The sequence below is a fragment of the Brucella sp. JSBI001 genome (assembly GCF_026014005.1).
Classification (GTDB): Bacteria; Pseudomonadota; Alphaproteobacteria; order Rhizobiales; family Rhizobiaceae; genus Brucella; species Brucella anthropi.
Genome location: NZ_CP110339.1, coordinates 3,082,255 through 3,102,917, shown reverse-complemented (window position 1 = coordinate 3,102,917; position 20,663 = coordinate 3,082,255). Strand labels below are relative to the sequence as shown.

Genomic DNA, 20,663 nt, shown 5'->3' with positions numbered 1-20,663 from the left:
CTCCGGCCAAGCCCGCGTAACCGGCAGCCTTTCAGGCCTCGGAAAAGACCATGACAATCAATGGATGGATTCAGATCCTCGTTTTTTGCGGGATCATCATTTTGCTCGTCAAACCGCTCGGCGGCTACATGACGCGCGTTTTCGGCGGTGAACGGACGCTCCTTTCACCTGTACTCGTTCCGGTCGAGCGGGGGCTTTACCGCCTCGCAGGCACAACCGAACGAGAAGAACAGCACTGGACAACCTATGCTGCTTCCCTGCTATTGTTCAATCTGGCCGGCTTTTTGCTGCTTTACATGCTGCAACGGTTTCAGGGCTCTCTGCCCTTCAACCCGATGGGTATGAGCGACGTCCCGGCGGACCTGGCCTTCAACACCACCGCCAGTTTTGTTACCAACACCAACTGGCAGAACTATGGTGGCGAAAGCACCATGTCCTACCTGACGCAAATGGCAGGACTGACGGTACAGAACTTCGTCTCGGCTGCTACTGGCGTTGCCATCGCCATTGCACTCATTCGTGCATTCTCGCGCAAATCCATGAAGACGCTCGGAAATTTCTGGGTCGATCTTACACGATGCACACTCTACCTCCTTTTGCCCTTGTGCATTATCCTCACGTTGGCTTTCGTCAGCCTCGGTGTGCCGCAAACAATTGGTGCTTATGCCGAAGCAACGACGCTGGAAGGCGCTAGACAGGTGATCGCGCTTGGGCCGGTTGCCTCGCAGCTCGCCATCAAGATGCTCGGCACCAATGGCGGCGGTTTCTTCAATGCCAATTCCGCGCATCCTTTTGAAAACCCGGATGCCATCTCCAACATGATCCAGATGGTTGCGATCTTCGCAATCGGCGCTTCGCTTACCAACGTCTTCGGGCGAATGGTCGGCAACGAACGTCAGGGTTGGGCAATCTTTGCTGCGATGGGCATATTGTTCGTCGCAGGCGTTGCAATCTGCTACTGGGCAGAAGCTGCTGGTAATCCCCTCATCCATGCACTCGGTGTTGATGGTGGCAACATGGAAGGCAAGGAGACACGTTTCGGCATCGCAATGTCCGCGCTCTTCGCCGTCGTTACCACCGCGGCATCATGCGGTGCCGTGATCGCCATGCATGACAGCATGATGGCACTGGGCGGAATGATCCCCATGATCAACATGATGCTGGGCGAGATCATCATCGGCGGCGTAGGTGCAGGCTTCTACGGTATCGTCCTGTTTGTTGTCGTTGCCATTTTCGTTGCCGGGCTGATGGTTGGACGCACGCCTGAATATCTGGGCAAGAAGATCGAAGCCAAGGAAGTGAAAATGGCGATGCTCGCCGTTCTCTGCCTTCCGTTATCAATTCTGGGTTTTACCGCCATAGCGTCCGTTATTCCAACAGGGCTGGCATCGATCGCCAATCCCGGACCACATGGTTTCTCGGAAATTCTCTATGCCTATACCTCCGGCACAGCGAATAATGGTTCGGCCTTCGGCGGCCTCTCCGGCAATACGCCGTGGTATAACATCACCATCGGGCTTGCCATGCTGATGGGCCGGTTTCTCGTGATCCTGCCTGCCATGGCGATCGCCGGTTCGCTTGTCGGCAAGAAAGCTGCACCGCAATCTGCAGGCACCTTCCCGACGACAGGGCCGCTTTTCGTGGGCTTGCTGATCGGTGTCATTCTTGTGGTTGGAGGCCTGATATTCTTCCCGGCGCTGGCGCTCGGCCCCATTGCCGAACACCTCGCAATGATCAAGGGGCAGATGTTTTGATGCTCAAACCCTCAAGCTGCATTCTCTCGATCCTTCTGGCAACGACCGCACTCCTTCTCGCGGTTCAGCTTGCCGGATTGATCTGAGCTTTCCGAACGGAAACGTAATTTTACTGGAGCCTCTGTTATGAGCCAGTCCAAATCCGCGAGCATTCTTGATGCCCGCATCCTTTTACCCGCCATCGGCGATGCCTTTCGTAAGCTCAACCCCAGGAGCCTTGCGCGCAATCCGGTGATGTTCGTGGTTGCCGTCGTTTCAGCGCTTACAACTTTGCTGCTGCTGAAGGACGTCGCTACCGGCAATCCCGATGTCGGCTTTTCATTCCAGATCGTCTTGTGGCTGTGGTTCACAGTTCTGTTTGCGAATTTTGCCGAAGCCGTCGCAGAAGGCCGAGGCAAGGCACAAGCAGACTCGCTGCGCCGGACACGAACGGAAACACAAGCTAAACTTCTAGACAGTCCCGAGGGACCAAACTGGAAAAGTGTGCCGGGAACGAGCTTGAAAGTTGGCGATATCGTTCTAGTGGAAGCCAATGACATCATCCCTTCAGACGGTGAAGTCATTGAAGGTGTCGCATCCGTCAATGAAGCCGCCATTACCGGCGAATCTGCGCCTGTCATCCGTGAATCTGGCGGCGACCGCTCTGCCGTTACAGGCGGAACACAAGTTCTGTCCGACTGGATCAAGGTGCGCATCACCGCCGCACAGGGTTCCACCTTCATCGACAAGATGATTAGTCTGGTGGAAGGTGCCGAACGCCAGAAGACACCCAACGAGATCGCACTCAACATTCTGCTTGCAGGCATGACGCTGATATTCGTGCTCGCCGTTGTTACGATCCCTAGCTTTGCGACTTATGCAGGCGGTTATATCCCCGTCACGGTGCTGGTTGCGCTCTTCGTCACCCTGATCCCGACGACAATCGGCGCCTTGCTTTCTGCCATTGGCATCGCAGGCATGGACCGCCTCGTACGCTTCAACGTGCTTGCCATGTCCGGTCGTGCGGTCGAGGCAGCGGGTGATGTGGACACGCTTCTGCTTGACAAGACCGGCACGATCACTCTTGGCAATCGTCAGGCGACCGCTTTTGTGCCAGTCAATGGCGTAACCGAGCAAGAGCTTGCCGATGCAGCGCAACTGGCCTCGCTTGCCGACGAAACGCCCGAAGGTCGTTCCATCGTCGTGCTGGCCAAGGAAAAATACGGTTTACGTGGGCGTGACATGCAAGGTCTTCACGCGCATTTTGTACCATTCACCGCGCAAAGCCGCATGAGCGGCGTCGATATTGAGGGTTCCGTCATTCGCAAAGGCGCTGTGGATGCTGTGCTTGCCTATGTGGGCCAGAATAGCCACGCCGATGAAAGAACACTGTCGGAACTACAGTCTATCGCTGACACAATCGCCAAGGCTGGCGGCACACCGCTTGCCGTCGCTAAAGATGGCCACCTTCTCGGTGTCGTGCACCTGAAGGACATCGTCAAAGGCGGCATCCGCGAGCGCTTTGCCGAATTGCGCCGGATGGGTATCCGCACTGTCATGATTACCGGCGACAACCCTATGACCGCAGCAGCCATCGCTGCCGAAGCAGGTGTGGATGACTTTCTTGCGCAGGCAACGCCAGAAAACAAGCTGTCGCTTATCCGAGAGGAACAGGCGAAGGGGAAACTTGTTGCAATGTGCGGAGACGGTACAAACGACGCCCCTGCCCTTGCTCAGGCGGATGTCGGCGTGGCCATGAATACCGGCACGGTTGCCGCGCGAGAAGCAGGCAATATGGTCGATCTTGATAGCGATCCCACCAAGCTCATTGAAATCGTTGAAATCGGCAAGCAATTGCTGATGACACGGGGAGCGTTGACGACCTTCTCCATCGCCAATGACATTGCAAAATATTTTGCGATCATTCCGGCTATGTTTCTGGCTTTCTATCCTCAGCTTGGCGCGCTCAATATCATGGGGCTCTCCACGCCGCAGAGCGCCATCCTGTCGGCCATCATCTTCAATGCCCTGATTATTGTGGCTCTGATCCCGCTTTCGCTGAAAGGTGTGACCTACAAGCCGGTCGGTGCAGGTGCGCTCCTCTCGCGCAATCTTCTGATCTACGGCCTAGGCGGCGTCATCGTGCCATTCATCGGCATCAAGGCCATCGATATGGCCATTACCGCCCTTGGCCTCGCATAAGGATTAACAAAAATGCTGAAACAACTTCGTCCAGCACTTGTCATGATCGTTTCGCTCACTGTCATAACCGGGTTGCTCTACCCGCTCGGCATGACCGGTATCGCCCAGGCAATCTTCCCCACTAATGCCACTGGCAGCCTGATCGAAAAGGACGGTACAATCATTGGTTCCGAGTTAATCGGACAGGGTTTTACCGGTGACCGCTATTTTCACGGTCGCCCATCTGCGGCAGGGCAAAACGGTTATGACGCCGCGAGTTCTGGCGGGTCCAATCTCGGCCCAACCAATCCAAAACTCATTGAACGAATTAAAGCTGACGTCACCGCCCTGTCACAAGATGAAGGTTCAGCACCACCACCGATTGACCTTGTGACAACATCCGCAAGCGGTCTCGATCCGCATATTTCACCGGAAGCAGCTTTCTATCAGGTGCCGCGTGTCGCAAAGGCGCGCGGGATCGATGAAGCCGCACTGCGAGAGATTGTTGAGCAACAAGTTGAAGCTCGTGAGCTCGGATTTCTTGGGGAACCGGTGGTCAATGTTCTGAAGCTGAACCTTGTTCTGGACAGGACCAGCACCAAGTAGAATAACTGGCGGCGGCATGATTTGCCGCCCTTCCTTTCAGGAGTTTTATTTGACATCGGACCCGCTTCGCTTCGGCGAGAACAGACCTTCTCCCGATGCTCTGCTTGAACAGGCGGAACGCGAAACGCGTGGCCGCCTGAAGATATTTCTCGGTGCCGCACCCGGTGTTGGTAAAACCTATGAAATGCTGATGTCCGGTCGCGCGCGTAGAGCTGATGGCATAGATGTCGTCATCGGCGTTGTGGAAACACATGGTCGAGTGGAAACCGAAGCGTTGACGGAAGGGCTTGAGATTATTCCGCGTGCGCAAGTGGCCTATCGCGGGCATCTCTTGGATGAAATGGATATCGATGCGGTGCTGGCCCGCAAACCACAACTGGTTCTAGTGGATGAACTGGCACACACGAATGCACCGGGCAGCAGACACCCCAAACGTTATCAGGATGTCGAGGAAATTCTGGCGCGCGGGATTGATGTCTATACGACGCTCAACATCCAGCATGTCGAAAGCCTAAATGATGTTGTGGCACAGATCACGCGTATCCGTGTGCGTGAAACAGTACCCGACAGCATCATTGACCGTGCCGACGACATTGAGCTTATCGATCTCACGCCGAATGATCTCATCAAACGTCTTAATGAAGGCAAGATTTACCTACCAAAGACCGCGAAACGAGCGATCCGCAATTACTTTTCTCCCGGGAATCTGACCGCGTTGCGTGAATTGGCGCTGCGCCGCACCGCCCAGCGTGTCGATGAGCAACTGCTCAGTCACATGCGCGCCCATGCCATTGAAGGGCCATGGGCCGCAGGCGACCGCATATTGGTTGCGGTCGATGAACGCCCCCGTAGTATATCGCTGGTTCGCTATGCGCGTCGGCTTGCGGATCGTCTTCGCGCACCTTGGGCGGCCATCCATATAGAAACGGCACGGTCTGCGGGGCTTACTGAAGAAGCAAAGGACAGGCTTGCAACGGCATTGAGGCTTGCCGAACAGCTCGGCGGGGAAACCATCATCATTCCCGGTCAATCCGTCGCCGAAGACATTGTTCGCTACGCTTCAACACACAACTTTACCCAGATCGTCGCCGGAAAATCGATAAAATCGCGCTGGCGTGAGATGATTGACGGCTCCATCGCACGAGAACTGGTGCGGCTCTCCGGCGCCATCGATATTCACATAACGGCAGGTGTCGACTATGAAAACGGGGAGGCCCCTCGTAAGGTAAAGACCGCCAATCAGAAGGCAACGCCCGACATCACGCCCTATCTGATCGGTATGGTGATGACAGGAATAGCGCTTGTCACCGGCTTGCTGCTCGACCAGTTTCTGGATGTGCGCAGCATAGCACTGGTGTTCGTTGTCGGCGTTCTTGGTGTTGCGGTCACCCTTGGTCTGTGGCCAGCGCTTTTCGCATCCGTACTTAGCGCTTTCGCCTATAATTTCTTCTTTCTTTCTCCCCTCTACACGCTTTCCATCGCCGATCCTGAAAGTGTTGTGGCGCTGGTTTTCTTCCTGTTCGTGAGTTTCATTGCCAGCAATCTGGCAAGCCGGGTCCAGCGGCAGGCTGCAGCGGCACGGCAACGTGCACGCATGACGGAAGATCTATATCTCTTCAGCAAAAAGCTGGCAGGGACTGGCTCGCTCGATGATGTGTTATGGGCCACCGCATTCCAGATCGCATCAATGCTCAAGGTGCGGGTCGTGATCCTTCTCCCTGAAGGAAACAGTATAACGGTCAGAGGTGGTTATCCGCCTGATGACACTCTGGATGACGCCGATATCGCTGCAGCACACTGGACCTGGGAACACGACCTTCCCGCTGGGCGTGGTGCCAATACTTTGCCGGGTGCCAAACGACTCTATCTGCCTCTCAAAACCGCCAGAACATCAGTTGGCGTCATCGGCCTCGACAATGATCGCATGGGACCTATCCTCACGCCTGAACAACAGCGTCTCTTCGAGGCTTTGGCCGATCAGGCCGCAATTGCCATCGAACGCGTTCAGCTTGTCGGTGATGTGGAGCGAGCAAAACTCGCCGCCGAAGCTGACAAATTGCGTTCGGCCCTGCTCACCTCAATCTCACACGATCTGAAGACCCCGCTGGCGGCAATTCTGGGCGCAGCCACGACCTTGCGCGACTATTCCGGCTCATTGCCAGATACAGACCGTTCCGATCTCGTTGCAACCGTGGTAGACCAATCAGAGCGCTTGAACCGCTTCATCGCAAACCTCCTCGATATGACGCGGATTGAAGCGGGAGCGATGAAGCCCAATCTGTCGCTTCACTACGTTGGTGATCTTGTCGGAGCAGCGCTCAATCGTGCAGCCAAGATTCTGGTTCATCATCAGGTCAACATTGCCGTTCCAGCTGATTTGCCTATGGTTCAGCTTGATGCCGTTCTGTTCGAGCAGGTCTTGTTCAATTTGTTCGACAATGCAGCGAAATATGCCCCCGAAAACACACCGATTACAATTAAGGCTCATGCTGCTCCGTCTCGTATAACACTGGAAATCAGTGATCGGGGTCCAGGTATTCCACCCGGTGATCTGGAGCGCGTGTTCGATACGTTCTATCGTGTGCGTAAAGGTGATCACGTGCAGGCCGGTACCGGATTGGGGCTTTCAATCGCTCGCGGTTTCATCGAAGCAATGGGGGGCTCTATTCGGGCCGGAAATCGGCATGAAGGCACCGGTGCCGTCTTTACAATCGCTTTGCCCGTCCCAGCTGATGAAGTTGACAGGAACTCATGAACGATCCGAAACTGAAAATTCTTGTTGTCGACGATGAACCAGCCATCCGCAAACTGTTGCGGGTCGGACTGACGACGGAAGGCTACACCGTCGTCGAGGCCGTGAATGGTGGCGAAGCCGACGAGCGCATTACGACGGAAAAGCCCGATATCGTGGTACTTGATCTGGGCCTTCCTGACACTGATGGGCATGCGCTGCTTCAACGCTGGAGAGAAACCGGCGTGACCTTGCCTATTCTCGTCCTCTCAAGCCGAACCGACGAAGCGGGGATTGTTCGTGCACTTGAAGAAGGAGCCGATGATTATGTCCCGAAACCTTTCGGTATGAAGGAACTTGCCGCGCGTTTGCGTGTCGCGTTGCGGCACAGGTTGCAACAGCAGGGAGAAAAGCCACTTTTCCAGAGTGACGGCCTAACCGTCGATCTTGTGCGCCGTATTGTGAAACTCAATGGTGAAGAAATTAAACTGTCGCCGAAGGAATACGATATTCTCCGTCTTCTCGTGCAGCATGCCGGAAAAGTGCTGACGCACCATTTCATTCTCAGCCAGGTCTGGGGGCCGGCGGCTGATGTGCAATATCTTCGCATCTATGTCCGCCAGCTGAGACAGAAGATTGAAAAATCCCCGGATCAGCCGCATTATATCCTAACCGAAACAGGCGTCGGCTACAGGCTGCGCGAAGCTGATCCAGCTCCCTGAGGCAGCCGGAACCAAGGCTTTGCGAAAGCGTTGTTTGCCAAACAACCCAGAGAATTTCCAGTTTAAATTGAACTGCTGGAAATTCTCTATCTCTTTGTTTTTACGCATTATCCTACGCAAAACCACTTCGCACTTTTGCTGGAAATGCTCTAGGTAACGGAGGCAAGCGTGGTCGAGCTGGTCAACAATATCGACAATCTGGAGTTTATAATCGCCAAAGCCCGGGAGTATGACGTTCAGGTTCCCGCAACCGATGAAGAATCCGGGTCAAATGCCAGCGATGACAATGAAGTTGATATTCTCGACGCCTCACTGGCAAATCCCACCCGCAAGGAACTTTTTGCGGCTATCCGGTCCCTAAACATAGATGAGCGGCAGGAACTGCTCGCTTTGATGTGGGTTGGACGCGGCGATTTTAGTGCAGAAGAATGGGATGAAGCTCTTGCAACCGCGGCTGATCGCGACAATGGCCGTGAAGCCAAATATCTCATAGGCACACCGCTTCTCGGAGATTATCTGGAAGAAGGACTGGTTGCCCTGGGTTTTGATGTTGAAGCCTACGATAATGAATAAGAAAAATTGATGTTTCCATGCACCCTTCTGTTTTGACGCTGCCATGTCCCGGCATTAGTGTCGAAAGCAAATCGGGTTGGCTTATGCTGAACTCGAACATTCAGCGCGACGGAGGACAGCACGATGCTTCAGAAAAACCTCGACCAGAAAACAGACTTCTATATCGATGGAGCGTGGCGCGCTCCGATAGAAGCCAAGACCATTGAGGTCATCAACCCCGCCAACGAAAAGCCTTATGCCGTCATCTCTGCCGGTTCCGCAAAAGACATCGACCTGGCGGTCGCAGCCGCACGCAAGGCTTTTCTGTCCTGGAGCGAAACCCCGGCGGAAGAACGCATCGGTTACATCCGACGGTTAGTGGAAATTTACGAAACCCGTCTGGAGGAAATGGCCAAGGCAATTTCACTCGAAATGGGTGCACCGATTACACTTGCGCGGGAATCGCAGGCAGCGGCAGGCCTCTCGCATACCAAGGCTTTCATTGCGGCCTTTGAAAACTTCGAGTTCGAAGAGATCCTTTCTCCGAAACACCCGAACCAGACGGTCGTGCGCGAACCAATCGGTGTTTGCGGCCTCATTACGCCGTGGAACTGGCCGATGAACCAGATCGCGCTGAAAGTTATTCCAGCACTTGCGGTCGGCTGCACCGTCGTCCTGAAGCCGTCCGAGATTGCGCCGATGTCGGCCATGCTCTTTGCCGAATTTGTGGATCAGGCAGGTTTCCCGAAAGGCGTTTTCAATCTCGTCAATGGTGAAGGCACCGTTGTTGGCGAAGCCTTGTCGCAACACCCAGATGTCGACATGATGTCCTTCACCGGCTCGACCCGCGCCGGAACGGCAGTTTCGCGAGCAGCAGCAGCAACGGTAAAGCGCGTTTCGCTGGAGCTTGGTGGCAAATCGCCGAACATCGTTTTCGCCGACGCCGATCTTGAAAAGACTATGGCACGCAGCCTTGCGCATTGCTTCGAGAATACCGGACAGTCCTGTAATGCGCCGACGCGCATGCTCGTGGAGCGCTCAGTTTACGACAAGGCAGTAGACCTCGCGAAAAAGATAACAGAAGGCACGAAGGTCGGCGACCCGGCAAAGGAAGGCGATCACATCGGCCCGCTTTCCTCCTCAATCCAGTTCGAGAAAGTTCAACACCTGATCCAGAAGGGCATTGATGAAGGTGCACGGCTTGTTGCGGGTGGTACGGGACGTCCCGACGGGTTCACCGAAGGTGATTTCGTCAAGCCAACCGTCTTTGCCGATGTAAACAATGACATGACGATTGCTCGCGAAGAAATCTTCGGACCGGTGCTTGCAATGATCCCGTTTGATACCGAAGAAGAAGCCGTCGCCATTGCCAACGACACTCCATACGGGCTTGCAGCCTATATCCAGACCGGTAGTCCGGAACGCGCAAAACGCGTGGCTCACAAATTGCGCGCTGGCATGGTGCAGATCAACGGCACATCGCGTGCACCGGGAAGTCCGTTTGGCGGCTACAAGCAATCAGGCAATGGCCGCGAGGGCGGCAAATGGGGGCTGGAAGACTTCATGGAAGTAAAGCTGATCAGCGGTTGATCTTTATACTACGACAATAAAAAGCGCCGGTTAGCGGCGCTTTTTAGTTTTTTACTTGATACTCAAGCTTTCTCGATAACGCGAATGCGATGGTCCCCGCCTATATCGATGAATTGTGTCCGTGGCGGCACTTCATGAACATCGTGCGTGCCAAAGCTTTCGGGGTAGAATGCATAACCTTCCGGTGCTTGCGGTGGGCTTGTATCGTCGAGCAGCCGACCGCCCGTCAATTCCGTCATCGGATCGGGAATGGCCGAAATCAGTCTCCGTGTATAGGGATGCGTCGGGTTCGAGAATATCCGATCCCACGGTCCGCTCTCAACAATCTGCCCGAAATACATAACCGCCACACGGTCGCTCATATGCTCTACGACACTCAGATCATGGCTGATCATGATATAAGAGAGACCGAGCCGTTCTTTCAGTTCCAGCAGCAGATTGATGATCTGAGCCCGGATCGAAACATCGAGCGCCGAAACAGGCTCATCAAGCACGATAACTTTCGGATTGAGCAGCAGCGCGCGTGCTATGCCGATGCGCTGGCGTTGCCCACCCGAAAACTCGTGCGGAAAACGCTTTGCCTGCTCGGGCTTCAAACCGACAAGACGCAGAATTTCCTCGACGCGCCCATCGACTTCGCTGCGCGAGGTCACACCGTGAAGTCGCAAGGGCGCCGCCAGGGACGTATAGACTGTCTGGCGCGGATTGAGTGAAGCGAACGGATCTTGAAAGACCATCTGCGCCATCTTTGCTCGTTCCAGCCGCGACGGTTCGTCCTTTCCGGTGATCGGTCGTCCTTCAAAATAGATTTGCCCGCTCGTCGCTTTTGCAAGCCGACGAGGGAGAGTGCAAGCGTAGATTTACCGCAACCGGACTCTCCAACAATCGAAAGACACTCGCCTTTGTTGAGGGTCAGGCTGAGATTGTTGACGGCACGCAGCAATTGCTTTGAGCGACTGAAAATGCCGCCGCTCACCGGGAAGTAAACGCAGACATCGTCGATGCGGACCAATGGTTCTGCTAGTTTGGCTGAATGCATGTCATTCATGATGGAAACACCTCACCACACCGGCATCTTCAAGTGGCGTCCAGCCCGGTTTTTGCGCACGGCAAATATCAGTCGCGCGCGTACAACGCGGCTCGAACCTGCAGCCCTTTGGAAAAGCGGAAATGGAGGGTACCACGCCTTCGATTTCCTGCAGCCGCAACTGACCTGCTTTTTGTCGTGAGCCGAGCTGCGGTAGAGAGGCCAGAAGACCATGCGCATAAGGATGAGCCGGGTGGTGGAACAGGCCTGCTGTTATGCGCTGCTCGACTAGATGCCCAGCATACATGACCCCCACGCGACGACACATTTTCGCGATGACACCAAGATCATGACTAATCATCAGGACAGAAGTTCCTCGTGCCGTGCAAAGCTCTTGCATCAGACGAAGAATTTCCGCCTGAACAGTCACATCAAGCGCGGTCGTGGGTTCGTCAGCGATCAGCAAATCTGGATCACACGCGAGTGCGATAGCGATCATTACACGCTGGCGCATACCGCCAGACATCTGATGTGGATAGTTCTTCACACGTTGCTCTGGCGCAGGAACTTGAACACTGGCGAGCGCTTCGATCGCTTTGCGCTCCGCCTCGTGCCAAGTAGCACCTTGGTGCAGCACGAACATTTCCGCGATCTGCCGCCCTACTGGCGACAACGGATTGAGAGCAGTCATCGGCTCCTGAAAGATCATCGCTATGCGATTGCCACGCAGCTTGCGCATTTCACGCGACGACATTGACCGCAAATCCTGCCCTTTGAAGCGTATCACGCCATCCGTTATCGACAGTGGTTTGCGCAGCAATCCGATCATCGATAGTGCAGTGATGCTCTTTCCGCAGCCAGACTCTCCAACCAGTCCGAATGTCTCGCCGGCTCCGATAGTGAACGATACGTCTTCGACCACGTTATGTTTGCTCGAACCAGAAACAATATCGATCCGGAGGTTCTCTACCTCAAGAAGTGCTTGTTCGCTCATACCTTGCGTGTCCTCATATGCGGGTCGAGCCAGTCGCGAAGACCGTCCCCGAACAGATTGAGTCCAAGCACCGTGAAGAAGATGGCCAAACCGGGAAATACGGCAGCCCAAGGCGCGTTCACGATCAACTCACGCGCATCAGTGAGCATGTTGCCCCAGCTTGGATCCGGTGGACTGATCCCAAGACCAAGATAGGAAAGTGCTGCTTCTGCGAGAATTGCGTCGCCCATTCCAAGAGTGCCGATAACGAGGATCGGTCCGATCATGTTTGGCACGATCTGCGTGATCATGATGCGGGCATCGCTATAGCCAAGCATCTTGGCAGCCTGAATATAGCCCTGCTTCTTTAGTGAAAGGGTCGAACTGCGCGCAATGCGGCAAGTCCAGGACCAATTCGTCAGGCCAAGCGCGAGCAGAAGGCTTGGCAAACCGGGGCCGAGGACCGCCATAATTGCCAGCGCGAAGATCAGCGACGGAATTGCCAGCATGAGATTAGTGAGACCATTGACGAAATCATCCCACCAACCGCCGAAATAACCGGCAGAAATGCCAAAACACAGACCAATAACCGTGTTGATGCATTGCGAGACGACACCAACGGTCAAAGACACTTGCGCACCATAAAGGATGCGCGAATAAACATCACGACCCTGGGCATCAGTGCCAAACCAGAACTGTGCGTCAGGCGGCAATTCAGCATTCATCAAATCAGCGTCGAGAACCGGATTATAGTGCGCCAGCAACGGCGCAAAGACGGCTGCTGCAACGATGACGATACACACGAACCCGCCGAATACGAGATTGAAACGGAGCTTCATGGGCTTACTCGTGGCTTATGCGCGGGTCGATAACCGCGTAGAGAATGTCAACGATCGTATTGATGACCAAAAACCACAACACGATTACGAGAATTGCCCCCTGCACCACGGGAATGTCGCGCAGCGAAACGCTATCGATCAGCAAGGAGCCAAGGCCCGGCCATGAGAATAGCTTCTCCACCACCACGGCCTGCCCCATCATCGATCCGAATTGCAAGCCGATTGTCGTGATAATCAGCACCAGCGCATTGCGCATGACATGCCATTTCACCAGGCGAAAGCTGCTCATGCCTTTAGAGCGGGCGGTACGAATGAAATCAGCGCCCATCACTTCAAGCACGGCTGCACGCGTTGTTCTTGCCAGCAACGCCAATGGCGCAACACCCAACGTCAGCGCAGGCAAAATGACGTTTCTGATGCCTCCATCGCCATAGCCGAAACTCGGCAGCCATCCGAGTGTCAGTGCGAAGAGATACATGGCCAGCAGGCCCAGCCAGAACTGTGGTAGCGAGAGGCCCGAGACTGCGCCTATCATCGTCACACTGTCGAGAAGGCTTCCGGGTTTAAGTGCCGCGAGAAACCCAAGCGGTACGCCTATCAGGATCGCAAACCCCATAGCCGCAAAAGCGAGCTTCAATGTTGGCCACATGCGCTCCTGAATAAGCGAGACAACCGGCTGTCTTGATCGATAGGACGTACCAAGATCAAACTGTGCCAGTTGAACCAGATAATTGCCGAAACGCACATGGACAGGCTTGTCGAGGCCAAATTCCTGAGTGATCTTTTCGACCATCTTCGGGTCGTTCATGCCCTTACCATTGGCAATTAGGCCAGAAGCGATGCTGCCCGGAACAACACTGAAAATGATGAAGATCAGCAGTGATACAGCGACGACCGTCGGTATCATCTGCAAGACGCGCCGAAAAATAAAATAGAGCACACGGTCCTCCTTTCGGATCAGCGTAAACTACGCTGGAGCAAAGGGGATCAGTGGCCCGCCCGATAACGAGCGGGCCGATCCAGATCAGCCAGAATTAGCGACCGGACGGAACCGTGTCATCAACCCACAGCTTTTCATAGGACTGAACGGCGAGCTCCGCCGAGTTTGGCTGCAGGCCATGCAACCATGGCTGATGTGCCATGACAGCCTTATTGTAGTTGAAGAACCAGACCGGCGCTTCTTCCTGCAACAGGTTGTTGGCCTTCTTCAGAAGCTCGTTCTTCTCTCCTTCGGTTTTCGCCACCTTTGCCTCATCGACAATCTTGTCGAATTCTGCGTTCGAGAACTTCTGGTAGTTGCACGCAGATTGTGGGGTCGTGGAATAGAAGCACTGCATCGCCGTCAGTGCATCCGGACCGCTTTCGAGCGACCACATATAGGCCTGGAAATTGCCAGCCGGAACTACATCCGCAAGCACTGACGCTTCAACCGGCTTTGCCTTCACCTTGATACCGACCTTGGCGAGCATCGGAATGATCGCTTGAACGATGGTCAGGCCCCAACTCTCGTTTTGCGTTGCTGTCAATTCGAATTCGAAGCCGTCGGGATACCCAGCTTCAGCAAGCAAAGCTTTTGCTTTTTCAGGGTCATACGGATAAGGCTTCGCATCCTTGTCGAAGGCTGGCGATGAGTTTGGCAGCCAACCAACAGCACGATAGGCCTTGTCCTTGACGAGACGCTTGATGATGAGATCGCTATCGATGGCGTAGTTGATTGCCTGACGAACGCGCTTGTCCTGGAACGGCTTGAAATCCGGATTAAAGCCGACGGCGCGCGTATAGACCTCGGCTACCTCGACCATATTCTTCGCAAGTTCAGGATCGGCCAGATAGGCCGTATACTGCGCCGGCCCGAGCACGGCTACGTCGATCTCCTTGTTGCGGAACGCAACGTCGCGCGCGGCCGCATCACCCATGATCATGATGTTGATCTTGTCAGCGTAAGGCTTGCCCTTTTCGTAATACTTGTCCCACTTCTCAACCGTCAGGCGCGAGCCGGGAACATATTCGGCAAACTTGTAGGGTCCGAGACCAATCGGGTGGCGCTGAAACTCTTCGCTATCACCCTCACCTGCCGGGTAAATGGCAGTGTTGTTGCGCATGAACTGGAAGCCCGGATCAATTGGCTGTTTCAGCGTGATTTCGAGCGTATGGTCATCGATCTTCTTCAGGCCGGAAATTTCCTTGGCCTTGCCCTGCGTATATTCCTCCGCCCCTTTGATTTCGGCGATGTAACGTGCCGGTGGGAATGCCTTTTTCGGATCCATGATCCGGGTGTAGCTCCAGATAATGTCGTCTGCCGTCAAAGGCTTGCCATTGTGGAAAAATGCGTCCTGACGAAGCTTGTAGGTATAGACGAGCCTGTCGTCGGACACAGTCACATCGGTTGCAAGACCGAGTACCGGTTTGTTGAGATCAGCATCCCAATCATAGAGCGTACGGTGAATCGCCTTGGCGTAGAACTCGTCTTGTGTGGCAGGCGATGCTTGAATATCGAGCGTCGAGAAGCTGTCGCCGTAGGGCGCGACAAAATTGATGACGCCTCCCGAACGTGGTTCGTCCGCCGCGTAAGCCGCCGTTCCGGCCAGCAGGACTGCGGACAGCGCTGCCAGCAATGCAAATTTTCTCATGTTGTTCCCCTTCATAAATGTCATTCTTGCGATTCAGATGAACCGTTCTTCGGGCAGCTCTGTCGAAACCTCGCTGCCCGAAATCGCCCCGAAGCGTTTACGCTTCAATTCTTTTTATTGCCCCCGGAAACCGGGAGCATTTAACTCACGACCGTTCGAATACGACCTCACCGTCACGCATGGTAAGAACACAATGCGTGTCGTTGAGAATCTCTTCCGGCTTCGCGGTGAGCATATTGCGTGAAAAGACCGCAATATCAGCAACCTGCCCAGGTACAAGCTTGCCCTTCACATTCTCCAGCTTCTGAGAGAAAGCACCGAACTCCGTATAAACCTGCAGGGCCTCTTCGATGGTCACGCATTCGCGGGTATCCATCACCGTTCCCTTACCCGTTTCGCGCGTAAGCATCGAATAGATGTTTGGATAGGGGTTCGGATGGCAGACCGGTGAATCACTGCCAGTCGCAGGCTTAAAGCCCAGATCCTTCCAAGTTTTCAGCGGATAGCTTGAAAGAGCGCGTTCCTCGCCAAGAACAGAAATATAGGCGTCACCAAAATCGTATATGAAGACCTGTTGCGGACAAGGATAAATCCCGGCTTTCTTCATCCGCTCATGCTGTTCCGGCGTAGAGAATCCGCAATGTTCGATACGATGGCGGCGATCTGGATCGGGATGCGCTGCGAGTGCCTTTTCATAGGCTGTAATAAGTTGTCCAATCGCTGCATCGCCGATAGCGTGGCAAGCCAACTGATAACCCTTTTTGTGGGCATCGAGCACCAGCGCTTCCAGTTCTGCATCCGGCAATATCTGGACACCTATATTATCGTCGTCGCCGAGATACGGCTTGCTCATCCATGCAGTGCGTCCGCCCGCCGATCCATCAAGGAAAATCTTGACGGCACCGACTGTCAGCATGTCATCGCCGACACCGGAAACAAGGCCTGCTTTGTAGCATTCTTCGACAATGGAAGGTCCCGGATCGCCGAGCAGTACGAGCCAGGTGCGCACCGGCAAGCGCTTGTCGAGTTTGGCGAGGTTATAGGCACGGATTTCATCGAAGCCCGCGACCTGACCGACAGCGGCGTCCATAACGCTGGTGATGCCATAGGAAAGGAGAAGATTGCCTGCGGCCTCAATGGCCTCGATCATCTCTTCCGTCGTTGCCTTGGGGATCGCTTTGCGGACAGCGCCTTGCGCATTTTCTGCAACCATCCCCGTCAAAGTACCATTCTTCTGCTCGATCAAGCCGCCATCCGGTACCGGGGAATTTTCGTCGATACCCGCCAGTTCAAATGCCTTCGAATTGAAGATCGAAACGTGGCCACATGCGCGTACCACCATGACAGGATTGTTTGGAGCAACAGCATCAAGCTCCGACTTATGCGGATGGCGACCGACATCGAGCTTGGTCTGGTCATAGCCGCGTGCTCTGATCCATGCCCCGGGAGGTGCGGAAGCAGCCTGTTCCCGAATGGCGTCAAGCAGGCTTTGCAATGTCGGGGCCGCCTGCGGCGTCGCATCAATCCACTTGAGTGTCAACCCAATCGAAATGAGATGCAGGTGAGCGTCATTCAGCCCGGGTGTGGCAAAGCGCCCTTTCAGATCGATCAAACGCGTATTATCGCCCTTCAAAGACCAGATTTGATCCTTGGTGCCCGTAGCAAGCACCTTGCCTTGCCAGATCGCTAGGGCTTCGACTGTGCCCTCTTCATATCCACACCAGATCGTGCCGTTATAAACTATGGTATCGGCACACAATTTGGGCATTACAGGCATTTCAGCGATCCCCTCCCTACTTCACGCTTTTATAAGTGCAGGGAGATTTCCATTGATGCTTTGAACGATCAAGCCGTGGATTTGTTAAATTTCGTGGGAACAAATTGTTCAAAATGACAACTACACGGTCAATCTGCCGAAACTTTTGAAAAAAAGACCGGCATCCGCTTGGCAAAATGATAAAAGGTTTCCACCATAATGATAGCTGCCGCGCTCACCTGTCAGCAATCGCAGCTTATAAATGTTAGCGAAAAAGCGAAACATGAGCGGCGGTCACTCGTGAGGGTGTCGCATGATCCGGAACAATCTGGATCAACCACGTACCCCCGAACTCGTTCCTTGACGACTGTTGAGACCAGCACAATTAGCCGTCAAGGGATGGGGTGAACAGGGCATCCTCGTCAGCACGACCACGACGCCCTGGAAAATGACGACCAACCTGTCAATATGCCGATCCGGGCGAGCGATCCGCCAATTGTTCGGGTGTCAGCAAATCTGCATGATGAGCACGCGCAACATCAGGATGGGACCGGAGGCGACTTTTGAGATTATTTGCACCGACCTCTCGGAAGATTGGATTTAGCGCATCAACAGTAACGCCGCGCTCCCTGGTCTTCAACTCATCCGGCAAATCTATAACAGGGATGATTGCATCGTATCGGGCGCCCAGGAAAAAGGCGACGGAAAAGCGTTCCACACCGGCTGGCGGCGCGACAACGCCATGCACATCTGCCCGCACGAATCCATTGGTGGCAAGCTCAAGCAATTCTCCCGTATTGATAACAAAAGTGCCGGGAACCGGAGGCGCATCGATCCATTCACCGTCTTCCCGCTGAACGCGCAGACCGGGGACAACATCCTGCAACAGAACAGTAACGAAACCGCCGTCCTTGTGGGCTCCTACCCCTTGTTCGCTTTCCGCCACATCGCGCCCAGGATAACGGATAATCTTCAGGAGCTGAGACGGATGCGGCTCATAAATCTGGGCGAAGAAGTCTTCCGGCTGTCCCAAAGCCGCCGCGATGGCCTTGAGAATATCAATGCCAACGCGTGTCACCTCGGCCTGATAAGCAAGCAACAATGGCTTAAGTTCGGGCAGTGCTTCCGGCCACTGGTTCGGGCCGATCAAACGCTTCCATGCCGGGCTATTCGGACCGATCTCGGCAGGTTCTGCTTCCGTGTTGATATCGAGCTGTTCGCGCCAATCCTGCTCGCCACGCGTCCGTTCAAGGCCGGCACGATTGTAACCGCGGAAATGCGATGACTTCACCATTTCTATCTTGAGTTTTTCTTCCGCTGGAAGTGCGAAGAACGTCTTCGCCGTTGCAACCACGTCCTCCACGAGTTTCGGATCGACGCCATGTCCCGTGAGATAGAAAAAGCCATGTTCGTGAAGAGTGCGGCGCAGCTCCTCAATGAAACTGTCGCGCTCCTCGGCGCTGCCGTTGAAACGGGACAAATCAAGCAGAGGCAGATTGATTGGGGTGGTATGTATATTCATCGGAAGCTCCTGAAAAACTCTCAGCGGGAACGACGGCTGCGCGCCACACGGTGATTGACAAGACGGGCAGCGTAGTCGCCCGTGATCTGGATGGATTGCACGATCGCAACCAGGATGATGACGACGGCAACCATGACTTCCGGCATGAAGCGTTGATATCCGAAGCGAATTCCGAGATCGCCCAGTCCACCGCCGCCGACTGTTCCTGCCATCGCCGAGTACCCGACAAGGCTGACAAGCGTAACTGTTTGCCCCGCAATGATCCCGGGTAGCGCTTCAGGCAAGAGCACCTTGAAGATGATCTGAATTGGCGTTGCACCCATGCTCTCGGCAGCTTCGATCAGGCTCTGGTCCACCTCACGCATCGCCGTTTCGGCGAGCCGTGCGTAGAGAGGTGCGATTGCCGCGGTCAGTGGTACGATGGCCGCATAGGTGCCAACGGTCGTTCCGGCAATCAGGCGCGTTAAGGGAATGATCGCCACCATCAAAATGATGAATGGCGTGGATCGAACCAGATTGACGACAGTGCCCGCAACACGATTGAAGACCGGCCGTTCGAGAAACTGGCCCGGACTGGTAACAACCAGTGCAACACCGAGCGGCAGGCCAATCAATGTCGACAGAATGGCAGATGCGGCCACCATAGTAGCCGTCTGCTTCAGCGATTCAAGCAAGAGCCCGACGAGTGCCGGCGGAAGCAGATCGGACAACATGACCGAGGACCTCTCCATGAAGATTGAGTGAAGACAGATAATTGCGAACGTCCGCGAGATCGGCGGAACCATCCTCAGCGACGAGCGTTATGATGCCCAGTGGTCTGCCACCGATATAGTCTATGCGCCCGTGCAATATGTTCGGATTTATCCCGAAGCGCTGTACGAGCGTAGCAACGACCGGCGCATGCGCGGCTTCACCGGAAAAGATAATGCGCAGAACCGGATCCGACCCGACAACTGGTTGTGGAAGCACCCGCTGCGATACTTCCGGCGGTAGGTCGTGGGCGACGATGCTAGCCAGAAATGACCGGGCGATCGGTGTTTGCGGAAAGGCGAAGACGTCGAAGGTCGCTCCGTTTTCAACGACTTTGCCGCCATCAAGAACCGTCACGTGGTCTGCGATCTGGCGCACCACGTCCATTTCATGCGTTATGAGTACAATCGTCAGCCCCAGTCGCCGATTGATATCTTTCAATAACGAAAGAATTTGCTCCGTGGTTTCGGGATCAAGCGCCGACGTCGCCTCATCCGACAGCAAAACGCTCGGCTCCAGAGCCAATGCGCGCGCGATACCCACACGCTGTTTCTGACCACCAGACAGTTCCGATGGATAAGCATCGGCCTTTCCCTTGAGACCCACCAGATCAAGCAAATCGTTCACGCGGGTTCTTATGGTGCTGCGATCAACGCCTGTGAGCTCCAGTGGCAGGGCTATGTTGCCAAAAGCAGTTCGTGAAGACAGCAGACTAAAATGCTGAAATATCATTGATACCTCACGACGAACCTGTCGCAATTCGCCTTGACGCAACGTTGTGATCTCTCGCCCGGAAACAACGACTTGTCCTCCGGTTGGGTGCACCAGACCATTCAGGCAACGCACGAGCGTGCTTTTTCCAGCGCCTGAACGACCAATGATTCCGTGAATGGTTCCCTTGGCGATTTGAAGCGAGACATTGTCGATGACCGGACCGGCCTTCTTGTCAAAGGTCTTTGTCAGCGAACGTATGTCGATGATTGACGGTGCCGGGTTTGTATCGTCCGGTACGGCGTTCGACACAGGTCCGCTGCGTACGAGCACGTTCATG

General features: G+C 54.7%; 15 protein-coding genes and 1 pseudogene. 7 read left to right on the top strand and 9 right to left on the bottom strand.

The features are described 5' to 3' along the window. The first annotated feature begins 50 nt into the window (after nt 1-50). The 7 genes from kdpA (at nt 51) to LJ361_RS14595 (ending at nt 10,115) form a co-directional block, all read left to right on the top strand. Nucleotides 51-1,754, top strand: a complete 1,704-nt coding sequence (gene kdpA, locus LJ361_RS14625) for a potassium-transporting ATPase subunit KdpA (protein WP_010658962.1) — start codon at nt 51-53, stop codon at nt 1,752-1,754. 126 nt (nt 1,755-1,880) lie between these two features. After that, nucleotides 1,881-3,935 (top strand): potassium-transporting ATPase subunit KdpB, encoded by a 2,055-nt coding sequence (gene kdpB, locus LJ361_RS14620; protein ID WP_010658963.1) that lies wholly within the window; start codon nt 1,881-1,883, stop codon nt 3,933-3,935. 12 nt (nt 3,936-3,947) lie between these two features. Further along, entirely contained in the window at nt 3,948-4,520 is a 573-nt protein-coding gene (gene kdpC, locus LJ361_RS14615; RefSeq protein ID WP_010658964.1) for a potassium-transporting ATPase subunit KdpC, read from the top strand. Nucleotides 4,521-4,569: 49 nt separating this feature from the next. Beyond that, a complete protein-coding gene (locus tag LJ361_RS14610; RefSeq protein WP_029375982.1) occupies nt 4,570-7,275 on the top strand; it encodes a sensor histidine kinase in 2,706 nt (901 codons plus the stop codon). Beyond that, a complete protein-coding gene (locus tag LJ361_RS14605) occupies nt 7,272-7,973 on the top strand; it encodes a response regulator transcription factor (protein ID WP_010658966.1) in 702 nt (233 codons plus the stop codon). Before LJ361_RS14610 ends, LJ361_RS14605 begins: the two co-directional genes overlap by 4 nt. Nucleotides 7,974-8,141: 168 nt before the next feature. Further along, nucleotides 8,142-8,546 (top strand): DUF3775 domain-containing protein, encoded by a 405-nt coding sequence (locus LJ361_RS14600; protein WP_010658967.1) that lies wholly within the window; start codon nt 8,142-8,144, stop codon nt 8,544-8,546. Nucleotides 8,547-8,669: 123 nt separating this feature from the next. Then, the gene (locus LJ361_RS14595; protein ID WP_010658968.1) at nt 8,670-10,115 is read left to right on the top strand and encodes an aldehyde dehydrogenase family protein; all 1,446 of its coding nucleotides are present in this window, start codon (nt 8,670-8,672) and stop codon (nt 10,113-10,115) included. 62 nt (nt 10,116-10,177) lie between these two features. Here the strand turns inward: LJ361_RS14595 and LJ361_RS14590 are convergent. The 9 genes and pseudogenes from LJ361_RS14590 to LJ361_RS14550 form a co-directional block, all read right to left on the bottom strand. Beyond that, nucleotides 10,178-11,163 (bottom strand): annotated as a pseudogene (locus LJ361_RS14590) (ABC transporter ATP-binding protein). Next, nucleotides 11,156-12,136: an ABC transporter ATP-binding protein gene (locus tag LJ361_RS14585; protein WP_010658970.1), complete on the bottom strand. Its 981-nt coding sequence runs from the start codon at nt 12,134-12,136 to the stop codon at nt 11,156-11,158. Before LJ361_RS14585 ends, LJ361_RS14590 begins: the two are co-directional and overlap by 8 nt. Further along, nucleotides 12,133-12,954 carry an ABC transporter permease gene (locus LJ361_RS14580; protein ID WP_010658971.1) on the bottom strand — a complete coding sequence of 274 codons (822 nt, stop codon included), beginning with the start codon at nt 12,952-12,954 and terminating at the stop codon, nt 12,133-12,135. The genes LJ361_RS14585 and LJ361_RS14580 overlap by 4 nt, the downstream gene beginning before the upstream one ends. Nucleotides 12,955-12,958: 4 nt before the next feature. Next, nucleotides 12,959-13,894, bottom strand: coding sequence for an ABC transporter permease (locus tag LJ361_RS14575; protein ID WP_010658972.1), 936 nt, complete (start codon nt 13,892-13,894; stop codon nt 12,959-12,961). 94 nt (nt 13,895-13,988) lie between these two features. After that, entirely contained in the window at nt 13,989-15,584 is a 1,596-nt protein-coding gene (locus tag LJ361_RS14570) for an ABC transporter substrate-binding protein (protein ID WP_029375983.1), read from the bottom strand. 145 nt (nt 15,585-15,729) lie between these two features. Then, the gene (locus LJ361_RS14565; protein ID WP_010658974.1) at nt 15,730-17,352 is read right to left on the bottom strand and encodes an amidohydrolase; all 1,623 of its coding nucleotides are present in this window, start codon (nt 17,350-17,352) and stop codon (nt 15,730-15,732) included. Between the two features lie 451 nt (nt 17,353-17,803). Next, complete coding sequence (locus LJ361_RS14560; RefSeq protein WP_010658975.1) at nt 17,804-18,862, bottom strand: isopenicillin N synthase family dioxygenase; 1,059 nt, start codon at nt 18,860-18,862, stop codon at nt 17,804-17,806. 20 nt (nt 18,863-18,882) lie between these two features. Further along, the gene (locus tag LJ361_RS14555) at nt 18,883-19,575 is read right to left on the bottom strand and encodes a methionine ABC transporter permease (protein WP_264811827.1); all 693 of its coding nucleotides are present in this window, start codon (nt 19,573-19,575) and stop codon (nt 18,883-18,885) included. Then, complete coding sequence (locus LJ361_RS14550) at nt 19,529-20,662, bottom strand: methionine ABC transporter ATP-binding protein (RefSeq protein WP_010658977.1); 1,134 nt, start codon at nt 20,660-20,662, stop codon at nt 19,529-19,531. The genes LJ361_RS14555 and LJ361_RS14550 overlap by 47 nt, the downstream gene beginning before the upstream one ends. Between the last annotated feature and the right edge of the window lies 1 nt (nt 20,663).